Origin of the sequence: Microbacterium algihabitans (assembly GCF_032464975.1) — a bacterium.
Classification (GTDB): Bacteria; Actinomycetota; Actinomycetes; order Actinomycetales; family Microbacteriaceae; genus Microbacterium; species Microbacterium algihabitans.
Genome location: NZ_JAWDIU010000002.1, coordinates 367879 through 388390, shown reverse-complemented (window position 1 = coordinate 388390; position 20512 = coordinate 367879). Strand labels below are relative to the sequence as shown.

General features: G+C 71.9%; 20 protein-coding genes. 9 read left to right on the top strand and 11 right to left on the bottom strand.

The window, feature by feature from the left end:
* Positions 1–101 precede the first annotated feature (101 nt).
* Positions 102–863 carry a dimethylargininase gene (gene ddaH, locus RWH43_RS09095; protein ID WP_154096376.1) on the top strand — a complete coding sequence of 254 codons (762 nt, stop codon included), beginning with the start codon at positions 102–104 and terminating at the stop codon, positions 861–863.
* Positions 864–966: 103 nt separating this feature from the next.
* Here the strand turns inward: ddaH and dapD are convergent, their stop codons facing one another.
* Entirely contained in the window at positions 967–1887 is a 921-nt protein-coding gene (dapD, locus tag RWH43_RS09090; protein WP_307212126.1) for a 2,3,4,5-tetrahydropyridine-2,6-dicarboxylate N-succinyltransferase, read from the bottom strand.
* 43 nt (positions 1888–1930) lie between these two features.
* Between dapD and dapE the strand changes: the two genes are divergently transcribed.
* The 3 genes from dapE (at position 1931) to RWH43_RS09075 (ending at position 4463) form a co-directional block, all read left to right on the top strand.
* A complete protein-coding gene (gene dapE / locus RWH43_RS09085; RefSeq protein ID WP_316001293.1) occupies positions 1931–3007 on the top strand; it encodes a succinyl-diaminopimelate desuccinylase in 1077 nt (358 codons plus the stop codon).
* A complete protein-coding gene (locus RWH43_RS09080; RefSeq protein WP_316001292.1) occupies positions 3004–4227 on the top strand; it encodes a hypothetical protein in 1224 nt (407 codons plus the stop codon). The genes dapE and RWH43_RS09080 overlap by 4 nt, the downstream gene beginning before the upstream one ends.
* A gap of 65 nt (positions 4228–4292) precedes the next feature.
* Positions 4293–4463: a DUF3117 domain-containing protein gene (locus RWH43_RS09075; RefSeq protein WP_144835152.1), complete on the top strand. Its 171-nt coding sequence runs from the start codon at positions 4293–4295 to the stop codon at positions 4461–4463.
* A gap of 316 nt (positions 4464–4779) precedes the next feature.
* Here RWH43_RS09075 and RWH43_RS09070 read toward each other — a convergent pair whose 3' ends face one another.
* Positions 4780–5418: an O-methyltransferase gene (locus RWH43_RS09070; RefSeq protein WP_154096380.1), complete on the bottom strand. Its 639-nt coding sequence runs from the start codon at positions 5416–5418 to the stop codon at positions 4780–4782.
* Positions 5419–5490: 72 nt separating this feature from the next.
* Here RWH43_RS09070 and RWH43_RS09065 point away from each other — a divergent pair, with 72 nt between their 5' ends.
* Positions 5491–5862, top strand: coding sequence for a twin-arginine translocase TatA/TatE family subunit (locus RWH43_RS09065; RefSeq protein WP_144835148.1), 372 nt, complete (start codon positions 5491–5493; stop codon positions 5860–5862).
* 625 nt (positions 5863–6487) lie between these two features.
* On the opposite strand, the gene RWH43_RS09060 is transcribed toward RWH43_RS09065, so the two are convergent.
* The 3 genes from RWH43_RS09060 to RWH43_RS09050 are packed head-to-tail and all read right to left on the bottom strand — an operon-like array spanning position 6488 to position 9548.
* Positions 6488–7636, bottom strand: coding sequence for an Mrp/NBP35 family ATP-binding protein (locus RWH43_RS09060; RefSeq protein WP_316001291.1), 1149 nt, complete (start codon positions 7634–7636; stop codon positions 6488–6490).
* Complete coding sequence (locus RWH43_RS09055; protein ID WP_316001290.1) at positions 7633–8229, bottom strand: DUF1003 domain-containing protein; 597 nt, start codon at positions 8227–8229, stop codon at positions 7633–7635. Before RWH43_RS09055 ends, RWH43_RS09060 begins: the two co-directional genes overlap by 4 nt.
* Entirely contained in the window at positions 8229–9548 is a 1320-nt protein-coding gene (locus RWH43_RS09050) for a magnesium transporter (RefSeq protein WP_144835142.1), read from the bottom strand. The genes RWH43_RS09055 and RWH43_RS09050 overlap by 1 nt, the downstream gene beginning before the upstream one ends.
* A 71-nt stretch (positions 9549–9619) precedes the next feature.
* Between RWH43_RS09050 and RWH43_RS09045 the strand changes: the two genes are divergently transcribed.
* Both RWH43_RS09045 and RWH43_RS09040 read left to right on the top strand, forming a co-directional pair.
* The gene (locus RWH43_RS09045; RefSeq protein ID WP_316001289.1) at positions 9620–10423 is read left to right on the top strand and encodes a general stress protein; all 804 of its coding nucleotides are present in this window, start codon (positions 9620–9622) and stop codon (positions 10421–10423) included.
* Complete coding sequence (locus RWH43_RS09040) at positions 10420–11106, top strand: alpha/beta hydrolase family protein (RefSeq protein WP_437127386.1); 687 nt, start codon at positions 10420–10422, stop codon at positions 11104–11106. The genes RWH43_RS09045 and RWH43_RS09040 overlap by 4 nt, the downstream gene beginning before the upstream one ends.
* Positions 11107–11596: 490 nt before the next feature.
* Here RWH43_RS09040 and RWH43_RS09035 read toward each other — a convergent pair whose 3' ends face one another.
* The 3 genes from RWH43_RS09035 to RWH43_RS09025 all read right to left on the bottom strand — a co-directional run bounded on the left by RWH43_RS09035 (position 11597) and on the right by RWH43_RS09025 (position 16292).
* Entirely contained in the window at positions 11597–13708 is a 2112-nt protein-coding gene (locus tag RWH43_RS09035) for a gamma-glutamyltransferase (RefSeq protein ID WP_316001288.1), read from the bottom strand.
* The gene (locus RWH43_RS09030) at positions 13705–15153 is read right to left on the bottom strand and encodes an aminopeptidase P family protein (protein ID WP_316001287.1); all 1449 of its coding nucleotides are present in this window, start codon (positions 15151–15153) and stop codon (positions 13705–13707) included. The genes RWH43_RS09035 and RWH43_RS09030 overlap by 4 nt, the downstream gene beginning before the upstream one ends.
* Before the next feature lie 107 nt (positions 15154–15260).
* Positions 15261–16292, bottom strand: coding sequence for an endonuclease/exonuclease/phosphatase family protein (locus RWH43_RS09025; RefSeq protein ID WP_316001286.1), 1032 nt, complete (start codon positions 16290–16292; stop codon positions 15261–15263).
* Positions 16293–16538: 246 nt separating this feature from the next.
* On the opposite strand from RWH43_RS09025, the gene RWH43_RS09020 reads away from it, so the two are divergent.
* Complete coding sequence (locus RWH43_RS09020; RefSeq protein WP_230704838.1) at positions 16539–17399, top strand: PHP domain-containing protein; 861 nt, start codon at positions 16539–16541, stop codon at positions 17397–17399.
* A 109-nt stretch (positions 17400–17508) separates the two neighbouring features.
* Here RWH43_RS09020 and RWH43_RS09015 read toward each other — a convergent pair whose 3' ends face one another.
* Entirely contained in the window at positions 17509–18966 is a 1458-nt protein-coding gene (locus tag RWH43_RS09015) for a DEAD/DEAH box helicase (RefSeq protein WP_316001285.1), read from the bottom strand.
* 151 nt (positions 18967–19117) lie between these two features.
* Between RWH43_RS09015 and RWH43_RS09010 the strand changes: the two genes are divergently transcribed.
* Positions 19118–19834: a ferritin-like fold-containing protein gene (locus tag RWH43_RS09010; protein ID WP_144835134.1), complete on the top strand. Its 717-nt coding sequence runs from the start codon at positions 19118–19120 to the stop codon at positions 19832–19834.
* A 149-nt stretch (positions 19835–19983) separates the two neighbouring features.
* Here the strand turns inward: RWH43_RS09010 and RWH43_RS09005 are convergent, their stop codons facing one another.
* Together RWH43_RS09005 and RWH43_RS09000 are read right to left on the bottom strand one after the other, a co-directional pair.
* A complete protein-coding gene (locus RWH43_RS09005) occupies positions 19984–20271 on the bottom strand; it encodes a hypothetical protein (RefSeq protein WP_316001284.1) in 288 nt (95 codons plus the stop codon).
* Positions 20272–20281: 10 nt separating this feature from the next.
* Complete coding sequence (locus tag RWH43_RS09000) at positions 20282–20506, bottom strand: DUF3107 domain-containing protein (protein ID WP_144835131.1); 225 nt, start codon at positions 20504–20506, stop codon at positions 20282–20284.
* Positions 20507–20512 lie beyond the last annotated feature (6 nt).

Here is a 20512-nt window from a genome sequence, read left to right as displayed (position 1 = left end):
GTGGGACATGGTCTGCGCAGATGGGGACAGGGGGAGCGCCGAAGAGATCGGATGCCACGTGGCCCCGCCGACGCCGATGACGCGACCAGTAGGGTCGGGGCATGCCGCGTCTGTTGGTCCGTCGTCCGTCGCCCCGCCTCGCCGAGGGCGAGCTCACCCACCTCGACCGCGTGCCGGTCGATGCCGATCTGGCCCTCGCGCAGTGGCGCGGGTACGTCGAGGCGTTCCGCACGCGCGGATGGGAGATCGTCGAGATCGATCCGGCCGACGATCAACCCGACGGCGTGTTCGTCGAGGATGCGGTGGTGATGTTCGGCGACCTCGCCGTGCTGTGTCGGGCCGGCGCGGTCTCGCGGCGGGGCGAGGCGGAGAGCGTGCGGGCCGGGGTCACGGCATCCGGGATCGCCCTCGAAGAGATCGCGGAGCCCGGAACCCTCGACGGGGGCGACGTGCTCAAGGTCGGCCGGACCGTCTACGTGGGCGCGTCGTCGCGGACGAATGCCGAGGGCATCGCCCAGCTGCGGGCTCTGCTCGAACCGCGCGGGTGGGAGGTGCACGAGATCCCGGTGACGAAGGTGCTGCACCTCAAGTCGGGGGTGACGGCGCTTCCCGACGGCACGGTGGTCGGGTTCGAGCCGCTCGTCGACGATCCGTCGCTGTTCCCGGCGTTCGCGGGCGTCCCCGAAGAGCACGGCACCGCCGTGGTGGTGCTCGACGACGACACGGTGCTGATGTCGGCGGACGCCCCGGCGACGGCCGAGGAGCACCGGTTCCGCGGCCTCGACGTGGTGACGGTCGACGTCAGCGAGTTCGAGAAGCTCGAGGGCTGCGTGACCTGCCTGTCGGTGCGGGTGCGCGACTGACGCTCGCGGAGACCGCTCACCCCCACGCGCGGTTTGCGCGCAGACGCGTGCAGCGAGCGCTTGTCCGCGCGAAAAGCGCTTATGCGTGAATCGGAGCCCGGCCTCAGGCGTGCAGCGCCTCGTTCAGCGTCACGCCGACGCCGGCGCGAGCCGAGGCCTCGACGGCGCCGGTGAGCGAGTTGCGGCGGAACAGGATGCCGTCGCGACCCGACAGCTCGCCCGCCTTGACCGTCTCGTCGCCGACGCGCACCTTCGTGCCGGCGGTGACGTAGAGGCCGGCCTCGACGACGCAGTCGTCGCCGAGCGAGATGCCGATGCCGGCGTTCGCGCCCAGCAGGGTGCGGGCGCCGATCGAGACGCGGTGCGTGCCGCCGCCCGAGAGGGTGCCCATGATCGAGGCGCCGCCGCCGATGTCGGTGCCGTCGCCGATCACGACGCCCTGCGACACGCGGCCCTCGATCATCGAGGAGCCGAGGGTGCCGGCGTTGAAGTTGACGAAGCCCTCGTGCATGACGGTCGTGCCGGGGGAGAGGTGCGCGCCCAGGCGCACGCGCGAGGCGTCGGCGATGCGCACGCCCGCGGGCAGCACGTAGTCGGTGAGGCGCGGGAACTTGTCGAGACCCTGCAGCTGGATGCCGTGGCGCTTCAGCTGCGGCAGCAGGCGCGCGGCGTCGTCGGGGTGCACGGGGCCGGCGTTGGTCCACGCGACGTTGGGGAGGTGACCGAAGATGCCGTCGAGGTTGATCTCGTTGGGACGCACGAGCAGGTGCGACAGCGCGTGCAGGCGCAGGTAGGCATCGACGGTCGAGGTGGGCGCGGCATCCGCGTCGATCTCGAGGGTGACGGTCTCGACCACGACGCCGCGACGCTCGTCCGGACCGGCCGACGACTCCAGCGCCGCAGCCTCGGCGGCGAGGTCGCCCGCGGCGCCCAGGCGGGGGCTCGGGAACCAGGCGTCGAGCACCGTTCCGGCGGTGGTCCGCGTCGAGAGTCCGGCAGCACTGATGCGTCGTTCGTTGCTCACCGCTCCAGGCTACCGGCGGCATCGCGTGTGAAAGGATCGGGGCATGGCCGCGCTCGATCTGACCTCCTCCTCCGTCGCCCTCACGCGGGCCATCTGCGACGTCCACAGCGAGTCGGGCGACGAGACGACCCTGGCCGACGCGATCGAGGCCGCGGTGTCGGCGTATCCCCACCTCGAGGTCCTCCGCGACGGCGACACGATCGTCGCCCGCACGAACCTCGGGCGCGAGCGCCGCGTCGTGATCGCCGGGCACATCGACACCGTTCCGATCAACGCCAACCTGCCCGTGCAAGACCGCGACATCGACGGCGAGGCGTTCCTCTGGGGTCGCGGCACGGTCGACATGAAGGCGGGTGTGGCCGTGCAGCTCAAGCTGGCGGCCGAGCTTTCGGCGCCCCCGGTCGACATCACGTGGATGTGGTACGACCACGAGGAGGTCGACTCCTCGCTCAACGGCCTCGGTCGCCTCTCGCGCAACCGTCCCGACCTGTTCGTCGGAGACTTCGCGATCCTCGGCGAGCCGAGCAACGGCGAGGTCGAGGGCGGCTGCAACGGCACCCTGCGCGCGCTCGTGCGCACCGACGGCGTGCGCGCGCACAGCGCCCGTTCGTGGATCGGCGAGAACGCCATCCACAAGGCGGCGCCCATCCTCGCCCGCCTGGCCGAGTACCGCGCGCGCGAGATCGAGGTCGAAGGCCTGGTCTACCGCGAGGGACTCAACGCCGTGCGCATCTCGGGCGGGGTCGCGGGCAACGTCATCCCCGACGCGTGCGAGGTCGAGGTCAACTACCGCTTCGCGCCCAGCCGCGACGCCGCGGGCGCCGAACGGGTCGTGCGCGATGTGTTCACCGGCTTCGAGGTCGAGATCGTCGATGTGGCCGAGGGCGCGCGTCCGGGGCTCGACGCGGCTCTGGCGAAGGAGTTCGTGGATGCCGTGGGCGCCACGCCCAGACCGAAATACGGCTGGACCGACGTGGCCCGGTTCTCGGCCCTCGGCATCCCGGCCGTCAATTACGGCCCCGGCGACCCGCACCTCGCCCACCACGACGAGGAGCGCGTTCCGCTCGCCCAGATCGACGCCGTCGAGAGCGGCCTCCGCGCCTGGCTGAGCGGGTCGTGACCGCCGAGGCCACGGCATCCGCTCCCGTCCGTCGATGGGAGCGACTCCCCGTGGCGGCGCGCATCGCGATCGTCTACATCGCCGCGCGCCTGGTGACCACCGGCTTCTTCCTGCTCGCCTCGGCGCTGTCGGGTCCGGGCTCGCGGTACGGCATCGCACCTTCTCTCGGTGAGCTCTCGCTCGGCTGGGACGCGCAGTGGTACTGGCTGGCTGCGGTGTCGGGATATCCGTCCGACCTGCCGGTCACCACGACCGGCCACGTCGCCGAGAACGCCTGGGCGTTCATGCCGCTGTACGCCTACCTCGCGGCGGGCCTCGGAACCCTGCTCGGGTCGTGGGGCGCGGGCGCCGTCGCCATCTCGCTCGCCTCGGGCTACGGCGCGTGCGTCGTGCTGCACGCGCTGCTGCGCGATCGCATCGGCGGGGCGGCGGCGATGTGGGCGGTGGTGTTCTTCGCCTGCGGGCCGCTGGCGGCGATGTTCCAGGTGGGCTACGCCGAGGCGCTGTTCCTCTTCCTTCTCTTCGCGGCTCTGTGGTGCGTCCAGCGGCGCCGCTGGGGCTGGCTGTACCCTCTCGTTCCCGCGATGGGGTTCACCCGCCCCGGGATCCTCGCGTTCGCGCTGTTCCTCGGGCTCTACGGCATCCACCGCTTCCTCCGCCGCCGTACTGAAGTCCTGCCGACGCGCGAGATCGCGCACATCGTGGCTCTGGGCGCCGTCGCGACGGTCGTCGGTTTCGCGTGGCAGACGATCGCGGCGGTCGTCACCGGACAGCCGGGGGCGTACCTCTCGACCGAGCTGGCCTGGCGCCGCAACTGGATCCCCGGCGACAGCGGCGCCTTCGTCCCCGTCGAGGGGTGGGTGCAGGCGGCCGGCTTCTGGTTCACGCAGTGGGGACTCGGCCCTGTGGCGGGCTACGTCTTCCTCGCGCTGCTGGTGACCGCGGTCGTCCTCGCGCTCGTCACGCTGCCGCAGGTGAAGGCCCTCGGCATCGAGGTGCGGCTGTGGTCGGCGAGCTACCTCGTCTACCTCCTGCTGGTGTTCTTCCCGCAGTCGAGCATCTTCCGCCTGCTGCTGCCGGTGTCTCCGCTGGTCGGGGCCCTCGCCGTTCCGCGCTCCCGCGCGTGGCGCGTCGGCGTGCTCGCGGCGGCGCTGCTGGGGCAGTGGTGGTGGATCTACAACATGTACGCCTTGGGCAACACGTACTGGCAGATCCCGTGACGCGCATCGCCCTGTGCGTTACCCGATAAACTGAGTGCAAGACCAACGAGGAAAAGGGGGCCGCGATGGCAGCCATGAAGCCGCGTACCGGCGACGGACCGATGGAGGCCGTGAAGGAGGGCCGGTTGATCATCGTGCGCGTGCCGCTCGAGGGCGGTGGGCGACTCGTCGTCTCGGTGAATGACGCCGAAGCGAAAGAGCTCTACGACGTGCTCGGTGGTGTCGTCTCCGCCTGACGATCATCCGTTCGCCAAGGCCGGTCCCCTCGGGGGCCGGCCTTCGTCGTTCCCGGCGCAACCCAGATCCCTGAGCTTGTCGAAGGGCCCGGCGCAACCCAGGTCCCTGAGCCTGTCGAAGGGCCCGGCGCAACCCAGGTCCCTGAGCTTGTCGAAGGGCCCGGCGCAACCCAGGTCCCTGAGCCTGTCGAAGGGCCCGGTACCCGACGCAACCCAGGTCCCTGAGCCTGTCGAAGGGCCCGGTACCCGACGGGACGCCTCGGCCGGGCCGGGGCTCGGAAGACTCAGAATCCGGATGCCACGGCATCCGGACCCATCAGACCTCGCTGGGTCGCGTGGTGAGCTGCAAGAGGCCTTCGCCGGTGGTCGACAGGGCGCCGATGACCGCGGGGGAGGACTGCACCTCTTGGATGAGCGAGCGGTAGGCCGTGGTGATCGCGTCGCGACGCACCGGGTCGGCAACCGCGCCGTGCGACAGGACGCGCGGGATGAGCACGGTTCCGCCGGCGCGCACGAGACGCAGGCCGTGCTCGACGTACTCGATGACGCCCTCGGGGTCGGCGTCGATGAAGACGATGTCGTACGACGCCTCGTTCATGCGAGGGAGGACATCGGATGCCCGGCCGGTGATGAATCGTGCGCGAGCAGGGGCGATGCGCGCATCGGCGAAAGCCTGACGGGCGGCGCCGAGGTGCTCGGGCTCGCTGTCGATCGTCGTGATCGTGGCGCGCGGCGAGCCGTGCATGAGCCACAGGCCCGAGACACCGCCGCCGGTGCCGACCTCGACGATGTTGAGGGCACGCGATGCCGCCGACAGCACGGCCGTCTGCGCGCCGATCGCGGGGCTGATGGGCGCAGCGCCGAGCTCGAGTGCGTGGGCCCGGGCGCGAGCGATGTGCTCGGGCTCGACCGTCGACTCTTGCACGAACCGCTCGTTCGCCTCATGACCGCTCACGTGGACCTCCTTCTCTCAGGCTAGACGGCCGGGGGTGCCTCGACCTCCAGGCGCGGCCGGTAATCTGGACGCATGTTCTTCGGCCTCACGATCGAGAAGCTGATGCTGATCGGCGTGATCGCCGCCCTGCTCGTCGGCCCCGAGCGACTTCCGCGGTACGCCGAGGCGCTCGCGAAGTTCACCAAGCGCGCGAAAGAGACCCTGCAGGGTGCCCGCACGCGCATGCGCGACGAGATGGGCCCCGAGTTCGACGACGTCGACTGGAAGAAGCTCGACCCGCGCCAGTACGACCCGCGCCGCATCATCCGCGAGGCGCTGCTCGACGACACCCCCACCGCGACCATGCGCGCGGCCGGTGCCGCCGCCCTCGCGGCCCGCGAGAAGCCCGACACGACGCCGTTCGTGGCCGGCGAGCGCCCCCCGTTCGACGACGAAGCCACCTGACGCGGGGGGTTGCGGTGGCGGAGGTCCCTGAGCTTGTCGAAGGGACCGGGCCTGCGTGGGGCTCCGGTGGCGGAGGTCCCTGAGCCTGTCGAAGGGACCGGGCCTGCGCGCGGGTTGCGGTGGCTTCGACAGGCTCAGCCACCTGGGTTGCGGAGGTCCCTGAGCTTGTCGAAGGGACCGGGCGTGCGCGGGGCTCCGAATCGAGGTCCCTGAGCCTGTCGAAGGGACCGGGCGCGCGCGGGTTGCGGTGGCTTCGACAGGCTCAGCCACCTGAGTTGCGGAGGTCCCTGAGCTTGTCGAAGGGACCGGGCGTGCGCGGGGCTCCGAATCGAGGTCCCTGAGCCTGTCGAAGGGACCGGGCCTGCGCGCGGGTTGCGGTGGCTTCGACAGGCTCAGCCACCTGGGTTGCGGAGGTCCCTGAGCTTGTCGAAGGGACCGGGCGCGCGCGGTGGGCCGGGCCTGCGCGGGTTGCGGTGGCTTCGACAAGCTCAGCCGCCTTGTGCCGGGCCTGCGCGCGGGTTGCGGTGGCTTCGACAGGCTCAGCCACCTTATGCCGGGGCTGCGCGGAGCTCCGGTGACTTCGACAGGCTCAGCCACCTGGCGACCCAGCCCCTCGGGCGCCGCGTCAGACGTTCAGACGAAGCGGCTTGCCCGAAAGGCCGCGCGGGCGGACGGCCAGGGCCGCGGCCGCAGCGTCGATCGCGCGAGCGGCCGGGTCGTCGGGATCGGCGAGCACGACCGGGCGGCCGTCGTCGCCACCGGTGCGCAGCGCGGTGCTGAGGGGAACGGATGCCAGCAGCGGCACCTCGACGCCCTCGCTCGAGAGCGCGCGGGCCACCTCTACTCCGCCGCCGGAGCCGAACAGGTCGAGCACGGTGCCGTCGGGGAGGGTCATCGCGGCCATGTTCTCGATGACGCCGATGGGGCGCTGGCCGGTCTGACGGGCGACGAGTCCCGAGCGCACGGCGACCTCGGCCGCCGCGGCCTGGGGCGTGGTGACGACGAGCACGTCGGCGTGGGGGAGCAGCTGGCCCACCGAGATCGCGACGTCGCCGGTGCCGGGCGGCATGTCGAGCAGCAGCACGTCGAGGTCGCCGAAGAACACGTCGGTGAGGAACTGCTGCACGGTGCGGTGCAGCATGGGTCCGCGCCACGCGACCGCTCCGGCCGCTTCTTCACCGGGTCGGCGCAGGAACATCCCGATCGAGATGACCTTCACGCCGTAGGCGACCGGCGGGAGGATCAGGTCGTCGAGCTTGGTCGGCGCGGGCGGCAGCCCGTCGGCGTCGACGAGGCCGAGCAGACCCGGGATCGAGAACCCGTGCACGTCGGCGTCGATCAGACCCACGCGCAGCCCGCGGGCAGCGAGGGCGACGGCGAGGTTCGCGGTGACGGTCGACTTGCCGACCCCGCCCTTGCCGCTGGTCACGGCGATCACGCGGGTGAGCGAGTCGGGGCCGAAGGGCATCTCGCGCTTCGCCCGTCCGCCGCGGAGCTTCTCGGTCAGCGCCTTGCGCTCGTCGGGTGACATCACACCGACCCTTACGTCGACCGCGTCGATGCCGTCGACCGAGGCCGCGGCATCCGCCACGTCTCTTTCGATGCGGTCGGCGGCCGGGCATCCGACGATCGTCAGGGCGATGCCCACCTCGGCCGTGGAGCCCGAGACGGTGATCTCGCGCAACATGTCGAGCTCGCCGAGCGGACGCCGCAGCTCCGGATCGGTGACCGCGGCGACGGCGGAACGGACCCGCTCGGAGAGATCGACGCTCACGAGCCGGGCCGCGCGGGCTCGGAGTGCGTGCCCCGGCGCAGGTCTGCGCGCCCGGCATCCGAACGTCCGGAGTCCGCCCGCGGTGCGTCGTCGTCGGCGTCGAGACGCTCGAGCGCCGCCCGGAGTTCGGCGCGCAGCGAGTCTTTCGTGATGACCTCGTCGGTCAGATCGCGCACGGCCATGCGCAGCGCCACGATCTCGCGGGCCAGATACTCGGTGTCGGCGAGGTTGCGCTCGGCGCGCTGACGGTCCTGCTCGATCTGCACGCGGTCGCGGTCGTCCTGACGGTTCTGCGCGAGCAGGATCAGGGGAGCGGCGTACGACGCCTGCAGAGAGAGCACGAGGGTCAGGGCGGTGAAGCCGATCGCGGCGGAGTCGAAGCGCAACTCGTCGGGGGCCAGTGAGTTCCACCCCATCCACACCACGCAGAACAGCGTCAGCGACAGCAGGAAGGTGGGCGTACCCATCGCGCGGGCGACCCACTCGGTGAAGCGGCCGAAGCGGTCACGAGAGGGCTGCGGCGCCCGCGGGGCGAGAACGCCGGTGCGGCCGCGGGGCGCATCGAGGGCGGGGGTGCGGTTGTTGCGTGCCATCAGCGCCTCCTCGGGGTCTGGGGAATCTGGGTCGGAATGCTCTGCGTATGCGAGGGCCGGATCGTCGTCTTGGGTTTCGGATCATCGCCGTCGTGCGTGCGCCAGTCGTCGGGCAGCAGGTAGTCGAGCACGTCGTCGACGCTCACGCAGCCGACGAGGCGGTGCGCCTGATCGACGACCGGGAGCGACACGAGGTTGTAGCTCGCGAGCAGGCGCGCGACCTCGGCGGCCGTGGCGTCGGCGGGCACCGGCTCGAGGGTGTCGTCGATGATCGCGCCGAGGCGCTCGTGCGGGGGATAGCGCAGCATCCGCTGGAAGTGCACGGTGCCCAGCAGGCGCCCGGTGGGCGTCTCGTACGGCGGGAGGGTGATGAACACGGATGCCGCGAGCGCGGGGTGCAGCTCGTGCCGGCGGATCAGCGCGAGGGCCTCGGCCACCGTGGCATCGGCCGACAGCACGATGGGCTCCGGCGTCATGAGGCCACCGGCGGTGTCGGGACCGTACTGCAGCAGGGCGCGCACGTCGTCGGCCTCTTCGGGCTCCATGAGCTCGAGCAGCTGCTCGGAACGCGACTCGGGCAGCTGACCGAGAAGGTCGGCCGCGTCGTCGGGCTCCATGGCGTCGAGGATGTCGGCGGCGCGCTCGTCGCCGAGCTGCTCGAGGATGTGCACCTGCTCGTCTTCGGGCATCTCTTCGAGGGCGTCGGCGAGGCGGTCGTCGCTGAGCTCTTCGGCGACCTCGATCAGGCGCTCTTCGGGTAGGTCGAGCAGGGTGTTCGCGAGGTCGGCCGGCTTGAGCTCGGAGTAGGTCGCCACCAGCTGCTCGGCCGACTGGGCCTCACCGGGGGCCTGGTTCTCGCGCACCTCGGTCCACGCGGCGAAGGTCGTCGCGCCCTTGGCGAAGGGCGACGCGCTCGTGCGGGGGCGACGCAGGAACAGCTGCCCCACGTCCCACTCGCCGAGGCGGTTGCGCTCGATCGCGACGTCTTCGATGACCGCGGTGCCCGAGCCGTCGACGAGGCGCACGCGGCGACCGAGCATCTCGGCCATCACCCGCACCTCACCGCCGCGCTGCTGGAAGCGGCGCACGTTGATGAGGCCCGTCGTGATGACCTGGCCCGACTGGATCGAGGTGACGCGTCCGATGGACACGAACACATGTCGACGGCCGGGGATCTCGACGACGAGGCCCACGACGCGCGGCGCCGCCGACGCGCGGTAGATCACCACGACGTCGCGCACCTTGCCCAGACGGTCTCCCGCTGGGTCGAACACCGTGCAGCCCGCCAAGCGGGCGACGAAAACCCTCTGCGTGCTCACCGGTACAGCGTAGTCCGCGCCTCGTCCGCAACACCTCGGGAACGGTCAGGCGCGCGTGACAGGATGGTGAAATGAGTATGTTCGCGCAGCGTCCGGGTGCCGGACGCGACGAGGTCGGCGACAAGATCGCCTCGTTCCCCACCTACGAGCAGGCGCAGAAGGCGGTTTCGACGCTGATCGCCGGCGAGGTGCCCGCGCGCGACATCGTGATCGTCGGATCGGGCCTGCGCTCGATCGAGCGCATCACCGGCAAGCTCGGCTACGCCACCGCCGCCCGCTCCGGTGCGCTGAACGGCCTCATGCTGGGTCTGCTCTTCGCCTTCATCTTCGTGCTGGGCACGCCCACGGTGCAGATCTCGGCCTTCATCGGCGTGTTGCTCGTCGGCATGGCGCTCGGCATGCTGCTGAGCCTCGGTACGTACTCGATCGTGCGCCGCCGCCGCGACTTCGCTTCGGTCATGCAGGTCGCCGCCGACCACTACGACGTGTGCGTCGCGTCCAGCAGCGCGCAGAAGGCCCGCGGGATCGTCGGGCCGACCGGCGCGGGTCAGCGCACCGTGGTCTCGCGTCCGACGTCGACGGATGCCGCTCCGCCCCAGTACGGCGAGCGCGTGGCCCCCGGCTCGCATACCCCGTCGGCTCCTCCGCGTCCGCCCGTGCCCTCGTCGACGCCCGTGCCCTCGTCGACACCCACGCACGACGACGAGCCCCCGCGCTACGGCGAGCGGATCTCGCCCAAGCCCCCGGTGACGCAGTCGCGCCCGAGCGAGCCACGGGCTGATGAACCGCGGGCTGATGAGCCGCGGGCTGATGAGCCGCACGGCGAGCAGCCCCGTGAGGCCGCACCCGACGGCTCCCACCCGACCGAGCGGTGAGTTCCGAGGCCGCTCCGGTCGCCGAGCCTGTCCGCATCCCGGTCGCCCTGCCCGCCGGGGCGACGGAGGTGTCGGGCCTGTGGTCGGCGGCATCCGGAGCCGATGCCGTGGTCGCCCTCGCCCACGGTGCCGGTGCGGGTATGAACCACCCGTTCCTCGCGGGGCTCGCCGATGCGCTGGCCGCCTCGGGAGTCTCGGTGCTGCGCTTCGTATTCCCCTACGTCGAGGCGGGGCGGCGCATGCCCGGCCCCGCGTCGCACGCGGTGGCGACCTGGGCCGGCGTCGAGGCCTGGCTCGCCTCGACCGCCCCGGGGCCGTACGCGGCCGTGGGCAAGTCGTACGGCGGGCGCATGGCATCCGTCGCCACGGCGGAGGGCGTGATCGCCCCGGCCGGTCTCGCCTACCTCGGATATCCGCTTCACCCGCCCGGGCGGCCCGACAAGCCGCGCCGCGAGCATCTGCCCGCCATCGCCGTTCCGCAGCTGTTCGTCGAGGGCGAGAACGACCCGTTCATCGATCCGCGCGCGCAGTTCGATGAGGTCGTGACCTCGTGCCAGAACGCGACGGTGCACTGGATCGCCGGCGGCAACCACTCGTTCGAGGTGAAGGGCGCGCGGCGGCCCGCCGACGAGATCGGCGCGGCGCTCGCTCCGGTGGTCGCGGAGTTCGCGCGCTCGCTCTGACGCTGTGGGCGTCGGGGATCCGCCGCGGCGGGCGTAACGCAGGAGTTTCGGCGTCGGCGCGGTGCACAGCTCCTGCAGTTTCGCGCCGGGGAGGGCGCGAAGGCCGCTGGTGCGTCGAAATCTCCGGAGTTGTGTCCGGGTCGCGGCGTCCCTGCCGGGTGCCGGGAAGGATCGCAGCTGCTGGCGTCAGTGCCGCGCCGCGTAGCCGAGCGCCGCGCGGAAGTCTCGCCGGCGTGAACGCAACGCAGGAGATTCGGCGCCGGCGCGGTGCACAACTCCTGCAATTCCGTGGCGGAGAAGGCGCGGACGCCTCGGGTGCGCCGGAATCTCCGGAGTTGTGTCCGGGGAGTGTCGCCCCTCTGGGCCGCGTCGCCCCGTCCGCCCGGCTCTGCCACTGACGCCGTCCGGCGCCGCGCCGCGTCGCGCCCGTCCGGCGCCGCGTCGCGCCCCTCCGCCGCAGGGTCCCCCGCCGCGTCAGCGCCCCTCCGCGTCAGCGGCCGGCCGCGTAGCCCTGCGCCCCGCGGGGGTTCGCCGCGGCCCACAGCGCGCCGTCGGCTCCGCGTCCCACGGCGGTGACACGGCCGAGGGCCCAGTCGCCCGCCCGGCGCACGCGATGCCCGCGCTCCTCGAGAGCCTCGATGACCTGCTCGCCCAGCCGGTCCTCGACGGCCACCCCGGCGGGCACCCACGTGCGCGGCCAGAACGAGTCGATGAGCGCGGTGATGTTGAGGTTCGGCGCGTCGATCGCCTGCTGCGCGCTGTATTCGCCGACGAGCATGCGCAGCAGCACCGTCAGCTGCCACTGGTCCTGCTGGTCGCCGCCGGGGGAGCCGATCGCGATCACCTCGTCGCCGCGCGACACCAGCGTCGGGGTCAGCGTGGTGCGCGGGCGGCGCCCGGGAGTGAGCGATGCCGGGTGCCCCGGCACGAGCCACGTGGCCTGCAGGCGCGTTCCCAGGCAGAAGCCCAGTGACGGCACGGTCGGCGACGACTGCAGCCAGCCGCCCGACGGGGTCGCCGACACGACGTTGCCCCAGCGGTCGATCACGTCGAGGTGGCACGTGTCACCGCGGGTCTGCCCTGATCGGTCGACCGTGGGCTCTCCGGTCGAGCCGTCGGTGCTGGCGTGGTCGGTGCGCAGCGGCGGGAGCACCGGGTCGCGGCCTTCGGGGGATCCCGGATGCCACTCGGCCGAAGCCTCGCGCCCGATCAAGGTCCGCCGGGCGGCGATGTAGTCGTCGGCGAGCAGCGCGTCGATGTCGACGGCTCCGCCCGCGTCGCCGAACCACGCGTCGCGATCGGCGTAGGCGAGCTTCTGCGCCTCGAGCAGCAGGTGCGCTCCCTCGACCGACGACGGGTCGAGGTCGTCGGCGTCCTCGATCAGCCGAAGAGTGTGCAGCAGAGCGGGTCCCTGGGTCCAGGTTCCGGCCTTGAAGACGTCCCATCCGCGGAAACTCGTCGACACGGCGGGCTCGAACGACGCCCGCCAGGTAGCCAGATCGTCGGCATTCAGGATGCCGGGATGATCGGCGCCGTCGGCGTGCCGGTGCGGCTGCGCGATGAAGGCCGCGGCCTCCGGCAGCACCGTCGTCATCCAGTGCTCACGGGCCGCGTCGATCCGCGCGGCACGGTCGTCGCGTAGCGCGCGCTCGCGCTGCGCGGGTTCCGTCTGCGCGCGATCCGCCAGCGCCCGGTCCGCCTGCCCCCGGTCCGCCTGCGCGTCGCTGCCCAGCACCCGGTCCGTCGGCGCGTGATCCGTCTGCGCTCGGTCGTCGCCCCGCGCCCGCTCCGCCTGCTCCCGGTCCCATTGCGCTCGGTCCGCCTGCGCGTCGCTGCCCAGCACCCGGTCCGCCGGCGCGTGATCTGTCTGCGCTCGGTCGTCGCCCCGCGCCCAGTCCGCCTGCGCGTCGCCGCCCCGTGCCCGGCCCGCCGGCGAATCATCCGCCTGCGCGTGATCCGCCCGCGCCCACTCGCCCCGCGCCCCCGCCGCGACGAGTCCGTCGAGCACGTCGGCGTACGCCGGGTTACGCACCAGCGAGTCGGCAGCGGGACGCTCACCCTCCGGCATCCATCGCTCTGCCGAGGTCGGCCAGTGGTCGCGGAACAGCTCGGCGACCCGGGCGATCGTCGCCGACGCCCCCGCTACGAGCGGGTGCCCGTCGCGGGCGTATCCGGTCGCGTAGGCGAGCACGTCGCCGAGCTCCCAGGTGCCGTGATCGCGCAGCAGCAGGAGCCACGCGTCGACGGCTCCCGGCACGGCGGCGGCGAGACCTCCCGCTCCGGGCACGAGGTCGAGGCCACGGCCGCGGAAGTGCTCGATCGTCGCGCGCGCCGGCGCCGGGCCCTGGCCCATGAGCACGACGGGTTCCGCCGCGCCCGCGGGCCGGATGAGGGCGACGAGGTCGCCCCCGGGGCCGTTCAGGTGCGGCTCGACGACGTGCAGCACGAACGCCGCGGCGACCGCCGCATCGAACGCGTTGCCGCCGCGCTCGAGCACGGACTGCGCCGTGGCGGTCGCCGTCCAGTGCGTCGAGGCCGACATGCCGAACGTGCCCCGCAGGGTCGGCCGGGTGGTGAACGATGCCGCCGGCGCGAACGTCATCGCTTGAGCCGGGCGATCCACTCCTCGACCTCGTCGGCCGTGCGCGGAATGCTGGCCGAGAGGTTGACGGGTCCGTCGGCGGTCATCACGATGTCGTCCTCGATGCGCGCACCGATACCGCGGTACTCCTCGGGAACCGTGAGGTCGTCGATCTGGAAGTACAGGCCGGGCTCGATCGTGAAGACCATGCCGGGCTCGAGCAGCCCGTCGTAGTACATGTCGCGCCGCGCCTGTGCGCAGTCGTGCACGTCGATGCCGAGGTGGTGGCTCGTGCCGTGCACCATGTAGCGGCGGTGCTGGCCGCCGTTGTCGGCATCGAGCGCCTCTTCGGCGGCGACGGGCAGCAGACCCCACTCGGCGACGCGCGCGGCGATGACCTCCATCGCGGCCTCGTGCAGGCGGCGGAACGGCACGCCCACCTTTGCCGCGGCGAACGAGGCGTCGGCCGCCTCGCGCACGGTCTCGTAGATGCGGCGCTGGATGTCGGTGAAGGTGCCCGACACCGGCAGCGTGCGGGTGATGTCGGCGGTGTAGAGGCTGTCGACCTCGACGCCCGCGTCGAGCAGGATCAGATCGCCCGGCTTGACGGGTCCGTCGTTGCGCGTCCAGTGCAGGTAGCAGGCGTGCGGGCCCGAGGCGGCGATGGTGTCGTAGCCGACGCTGTTGCCGTCGCTGCGCGCGCGCTGGTGGAACACGCCCTCGACGATGCGCTCACCGCGCGGGTGCTCGATGATGCGGGGGAGCTCGGCGATCACGTCGTCGAATCCACGGCCGGTGACCTCGACGGCGAGGGCCATCTGAGCCAGCTCGTACTCGTCCTTCACCAGGCGCAGCTCCGAGACGAAGCGCGTCAGCTGGTCGTCTTCGCCGACGGTGCGGTCGTCGTCGCCGGCGGTGAAGTCCGACAGGTGTGCGGTGGCCAGGCCCAGGTCGGCGGCCACGCCGTCGAGCGCGGGGCGCGGACCGATCCAGAACTCGCCGATCGAGGCATCCGAGTAGAACTCCGACGTCGTGCGGTCGGCACGCTCGCGGAAGTACAGCACGGCCTCGTGTCCCTCGTCGCGCGGCTCGAAGACGAGCAGGGCGTCGGGCTCGGCGTCACTGCCCCAGCCGGTGAGGTGCGAGAAGGCCGAGTGGGCGCGGAAGGGGTAGTCGCAGTCGTTGCTGCGCTGCTTCAGGCCGCCCGCGGGGATCACGAGACGCTGGCCGGGGAAAGCCGCCGAGACCTTCGCGCGTCGGCGCGCCGTCCACGACGCCTGCTCGCGCGGCTCCGGGAGGGCGGCGGGGTGCTCGGCCCAGCCGGTCGAGATCGTGTCGAGGAATCCGCGGGGGAACGGCGCCTTGCGATTGCTGGGGGCGTCGAGCTTCTGCTCTTCGGCCTGGGGCTCGGCGGTCGTGGCGTCGGCGGTCTGCGTGGCGGTGTCGGTGGAGGAGGGGGCGTCCATCGCTCCAGTCTCGCACCGCCGCGCGCGTTGTGCACGGATGCGCGGCCGTGGTGAGAACGCGGCGCCGGGCGGGTGGCATCCGGAGCCTCGTGCGAGGGCGGGTCGCTTCAGCCGCCGGTGCGCTCGAGCTGCACGACGATCGGCCGGTGATCGCTGCCCGAGCCGTCGAGAGTGCGCATGACGACGGAGCCCGACACGGTCCAATCGGGGGTGGCCATCACGTGGTCGATGGGCGCGCCCAGCAGCGCCGGGGCGTTCGTGGGCCAGGTGCCGACGCCGCCGTTTCCGCTGTCGGATGCCGTGTCGTGGCAGCGACCGAGGGTGCCGCCGTCGACGCCCATTCCGGTCATGTGGTCGAGCGTGGCGTTGAAGTCACCGGCGAGGATGACGTTGTCGCTCGCGCACTGATCCGCCAGCCACTGCAGGTCGCTGCGCCACTGCGTCATGTACTCCTCGCGGGGAGCGACGGCGTGGGCGGCGACGATGATCGGTCCGTTGCCCGAGACGGGCATGGCGACGGCGCTCGGCACGGTCGAGGTGTTGCTCGAGCCGTCGAGCGACGACTGGATCACCGAATAGTCGCCCAGCTCGGGCTTGATGAGCACCGTGGTCGAGGTGGCATCCCACCCGGTGATGCCGTACTCGCCGTACTCGGCGTGGTGCGCCCACATCGGCTGCCCCATGTCGCGCATCAGCTTCGCGACCTCGGCGCCGGTGTCGATGGTCGTCTCGGGCAGGGTCACCACGTCGGCCTGCATGCCGACCGCGAACTGCGCGATCGACTCGGCCGAGGTCGCCGAGCCCGCGGTGTTCCAGGTCATGACGCGCAGGCTCGTGTCGGTCTTCGCCGGCAGGGCCTCGGTGCCGAGACCGCGCTGGTTCAGCAGGGCGAGGTTGACGCCGCCCGAGATGCCGAAGATCAGCGCCAGCACGAGCGCGAGGGCGCGGATCGGCCGGATGAGCGCGAACAGCAGCATCAGCAGGGTCGCGGCCAGCAGTGCGGCGGCGATCGGGGCGCGGAACGAGATGATCTGCGCGAGCGGGAAAGTGCGCTCGAGCCCGAACGCGGAGGGCCACGTCAGCACAGCGGCGCCCGCCGCGAAGGCGAGCGCGACCAGGAGACCGAGCAATCGACGCACGCACCCGACCATAGGTGAGCCGTCTGGGAGATCGGCGGATGCCGCCCGGGTGGCACCTGCGCGCGGGGCGCTGTGCGGTGTGCGCCGGGGGGTTTGGGGCGAATTCCGCAGGGTGGGGCGCGACATATCCGCCCCGACCTGCAGAACCTGCCCCGGACCGCGCCGCTCGCCCGTCCCGCGCCGCTCGCCCGTCCCGCGCCGCTCGCTTGTCCCGCGCACGGAGGGCCGGCGCGATACGCTCGACGGGTGCCGCAGCATCGTCGATTCGAAGGACCGACCGACCTGCACCTGCACTCGTCGCACTCCGACGGCACCGAGCCCCCGGCCGAGGTCATGGCCGCGGCGCACCGGCACGGTCTTCACACTGCAGCGCTCACCGACCACGACACGACGTCGGGCTGGGCCGAGGCGGCCGAGGCTGCGACCTCTCTCGGCATGACGTTCGTGCCGGGCATGGAACTGTCGGCCCGACACCGCTGGCGAAGCGTGCACCTGCTCGCGTACCTCGTCGATCCCGACGACGCCGACCTGCGGGCGATGACCGATCGCATCCGTTCGTCGCGCCTGGACCGCGCGCAGATCATGGCCGAGCGCATCTCGCACGACTACGACATCGCGTGGGACGACATCGTCGCCCAGACCACCGACGGCGCCACGGTCGGCCGCCCGCACATCGCCGACGCGCTCGTCGCTCGGGGCATCGTGGTGGATCGGACCGAGGCGTTCGCGAGCATCCTCCACCCGTCGGGCGACTACTACGTTGCGTTGTACGCACCCGATCCCGTCACGGCAGTGGAGCTCGTCGTCGGCGCGGGCGGGGTGCCGATCATCGCCCACCCGGCCGGCCGCGCCCTGCTCCCCGACAGCGTGCTGACGGCGATGCTCGATGCGGGCCTCGCCGGCTTCGAGCTGCACCACCGCGAGAACCTCCCCGAGCCCACGGCGCTGCTCGCCGACCTCGCCGCCGAGCGCGACCTCATCGTGACGGGGTCGAGCGACTACCACGGTCTCGGCAAGCCCAACATGCCGGGCGAGAACACCACGGCCGACGACATGGTCGCGCGCATCTTCGCCCTCGGCCGCGGCACGGCACCGGTCTTCCCCTAGGCGGCGGCGCTCAAGGCGTGATCGAGATCCCGGATGCCGGGACCCCGGCGCCACGCGAAACGGCGCCGACCCCCGCGAGGGGGATCGGCGCCGTGTCAGCGTGCGTCGCTCAGGAGACGGGGGCCGTCGGAGCGCCCGACGAACCGCCGCTGCGGCGGCGACGGCGACGACGCGGAGCCGCGTTGCCGTCGTGGTGCTCCTTGCCCGCACCGTCGTGCGTGCCGCCGCCGCCCTCGGAGCGGTCGGCTGCACCGGCGTCGGTCGAGGTCGCGCCACCCGTCGCCGAGTCGCCACGGCGGCGACGACGCGGACCGCGGGAGCCCTCGGCATCCGGAGTCTCGTTCTTCTTCTCGGCCTGCTTGGGCGCGACGGCCTTCGGCGCGGTCACGAGGCGACCCTTCGTGCCCTCGGGGATGTCGAGGTCGGTGTACAGGTGCGGGCTCGACGAGTAGGTCTCGGTGGGCTCGGGCTGGCCGAACTCGAGGGCGCGGTTGATGAGCGCCCACTTGTGCAGGTCGTCCCAGTCGACGAACGTGACCGCGATCCCGGTCTTGCCGGCACGGCCGGTGCGACCCGCGCGGTGCAGGTACGTCTTCTCGTCGTCGGGGATCGTGTGGTTGATCACGTGGGTGACGTCGTTCACGTCGATACCGCGGGCGGCGACGTCGGTCGCGATCAGCACGTCCTTCTTGCCGGCCTTGAACGCGGCCATCGAGCGCTCGCGCGCTTCCTGGCTCATGTCGCCGTGCACGGCGGCGGCGTTGAAGCCGCGGTCGCCGAGCTCATCCACGAGCTTCTGGGCGGCGCGCTTGGTGCGCGTGAAGATGACGGCCTTCTCGCGACCCTCCGACTGGAGGATGCGGGCGATGACCTCGTCCTTGTCGAGCGAGTGCGCGCGGTAGACGAGGTGCTTGATGTTCGCCTGGGTGAGGCCCTCGTCGGGGTCGTTGGCGCGCATGTGGATGGGGTTCGACATGAAGCGGCGGGCGAGCGCGACGATCGGTCCGGGCATCGTCGCCGAGAACAGCTGCGTGTGACGCACCGGCGGAACCTTCGAGAAGATCTTCTCGATGTCGGCGAGGAAGCCGAGGTCGAGCATCTTGTCGGCCTCGTCGAGCACGACCTCGGTCGCGTGCGACAGGTCGAGCAGGCGCTGGTTGGCGAGGTCGATGAGGCGACCGGGGGTTCCGACGACGATCTGCGCGCCGGCCTTGAGCTGGTCGATCTGGCCCTCGTACGCCTTGCCGCCGTAGATGGCGACGACGCTGGTGGGGCGGTTCGAGGTCAGCATGTCCATGTCTTCGTACACCTGCACCGCGAGCTCGCGGGTGGGGACGACGATGAGGGCCTTCACGCCGGGCTCGGGGTTCGGTCCGAGGCGCTGCACGACGGGGATGCCGAAGCCGAAGGTCTTTCCGGTACCCGTCTTGGCCTGACCGATGATGTCCTGGCCGGGAAGGCCGAGGGGGATCGTCTGCTCCTGGATGGGGAAGGCATCGATGATGCCCTTGGTCGCGAGGGCGTCGACGATGTCCTGGTCGACGCCGAGATCGGCGAAAGTCGTCATAGTGCGTGCCTGTTCCGGCGGCGAGAGACCGCCTGGGGGAGTCGTATCCACGCCGTCACTCGTCCACAGGCGCGGGGTCCCGATCCATCGCCGGGACTCCTCCACTCTACCCGGCGTGTCTCGCGGGCCCCCGACGCCTAGGCTGTGGTCTGTGTTCGAGTGGTTCCGTCGTCGTCAGCGCCCGGTGGGCCGCACGCTGCAGTTGCGCTCGCGCGGAGACCTCGGCGAGGCCATGCGGGTCGACTTCGCGGAGCTCGCTCCCGAGGTCGAGACCTTCCTCGGACAGGCGGCCTATCTGCAGCTCGGTTTCTTCGAGACGCTGAGCGAGCTGATCGCTCTGACGCCCGAGCTCGCCGAGAAGGAGTCGCTGTCGCGCGCGGCCGGGGCGGCGCTGATCAAGCATCAGGAGCTCGTCGCGGTGATCCGCGAGCGCGGGGCCGACCCGACGCAGCTGATGCTGCCGTTCCGCGAGTCGCTCGACGCGTTCCGCCGCAACACGCACGGCATCCGCCCGCAGGAGACCATGCTCACCGTGCACATCACGGCGGGCATGCTCGACGACTTCTACCTCGCACTGTCGTCGAGCTATGGGGACACCGGCCGCCGCGTCGCGCGCATCCTGCAGGCCGACGACGACCGTCAGGCGATCGTCGACATCCTCGGCCAGACGATCGAGAGCGACGAGGAGTGGCGTTGGCTGCTCGCGCTGTGGGGCCGTCGACTCGTCGGAGACACGCTGCTCGTCGCCCGCGCCGCGCTGCGCCACGGCCACCTCGACAGCGCCGAAGAAGCCAAGGTCGAGCCCGTCTTCAGCGAACTGATGGGTGCGCACGCACGGCGCATGGATGCCATGGGGCTCGCGGCCTGAGAGCTGGGTGGCTCTGTCGGGCCGGGGGTGTGAACCCGTATAGCGGCTCGGGAACACTTCCCGTGACGGCAGGGGGCCAACCTCGCAGCAGGTTCGGCGCCGGTCTCGTAGCCGGTCGCTCAGGCCCCGCGGCGGGGGCTTGCGTCAGGTCAGGCGCCCAGGCGCACGCGGTCGGCTTCGTCGCGGGCGAGGCGAGCGCGGCTGACGAGGGTGACGAGCACGATGCTCGTGAGCGCCGGCGCGAGCACGGCGACGATCCACAGGATCGGGGAGTCGACGCCCAGACCCGCCCAGGTGAGCGCCGTCCAGACGACGGCCGCGGCGGCGGCCCCGGCGAGGGGCGCGAGCGCAACTCCACGCAAGGAGCGGTGCGGCAACGCGACGTGCGCCGCGAGGCCGACGACCGCTCCGAGGATCACACCGAGCAGGATCTGCACGGTCGTAGGATCAGGCGACGAAGCCGACGCGGCGCGACTCTTCGGTGCCGAGCTCGACGAAGGCCAGGTTGGCGGTGGGGACGAGGTAGGAGTTGCCCTTCACGTCAGTGAAGGAGACGTGGCTGGCCGAGTTGTCGAGAGCGGCGGCCACGGCCGACTTGACGGCGTCGGAGCTCTCGTTCGTCTCGAAGTTGAGCTCGCGGCCGGTGTTGGTGATGCCGATGCGGATCTCCACGATGCG

Coding starts and splice junctions, on each gene's coding strand:
- dapE (WP_316001293.1), top strand. CDS start 1,931: ATGGCCGCGCTCGATCTGACCTCCTCCTCCGTCGCCCTCACGCGGGCC.
- RWH43_RS09030 (WP_316001287.1), bottom strand. CDS start 15,153: ATGGACGCCCCCTCCTCCACCGACACCGCCACGCAGACCGCCGACGCC.
- RWH43_RS09045 (WP_316001289.1), top strand. CDS start 9,620: ATGAGTATGTTCGCGCAGCGTCCGGGTGCCGGACGCGACGAGGTCGGC.
- RWH43_RS09075 (WP_144835152.1), top strand. CDS start 4,293: ATGGCAGCCATGAAGCCGCGTACCGGCGACGGACCGATGGAGGCCGTG.
- RWH43_RS09055 (WP_316001290.1), bottom strand. CDS start 8,229: ATGGCACGCAACAACCGCACCCCCGCCCTCGATGCGCCCCGCGGCCGC.
- RWH43_RS09035 (WP_316001288.1), bottom strand. CDS start 13,708: ATGACGTTCGCGCCGGCGGCATCGTTCACCACCCGGCCGACCCTGCGG.
- ddaH (WP_154096376.1), top strand. CDS start 102: ATGCCGCGTCTGTTGGTCCGTCGTCCGTCGCCCCGCCTCGCCGAGGGC.
- RWH43_RS09015 (WP_316001285.1), bottom strand. CDS start 18,966: ATGACGACTTTCGCCGATCTCGGCGTCGACCAGGACATCGTCGACGCC.
- RWH43_RS09065 (WP_144835148.1), top strand. CDS start 5,491: ATGTTCTTCGGCCTCACGATCGAGAAGCTGATGCTGATCGGCGTGATC.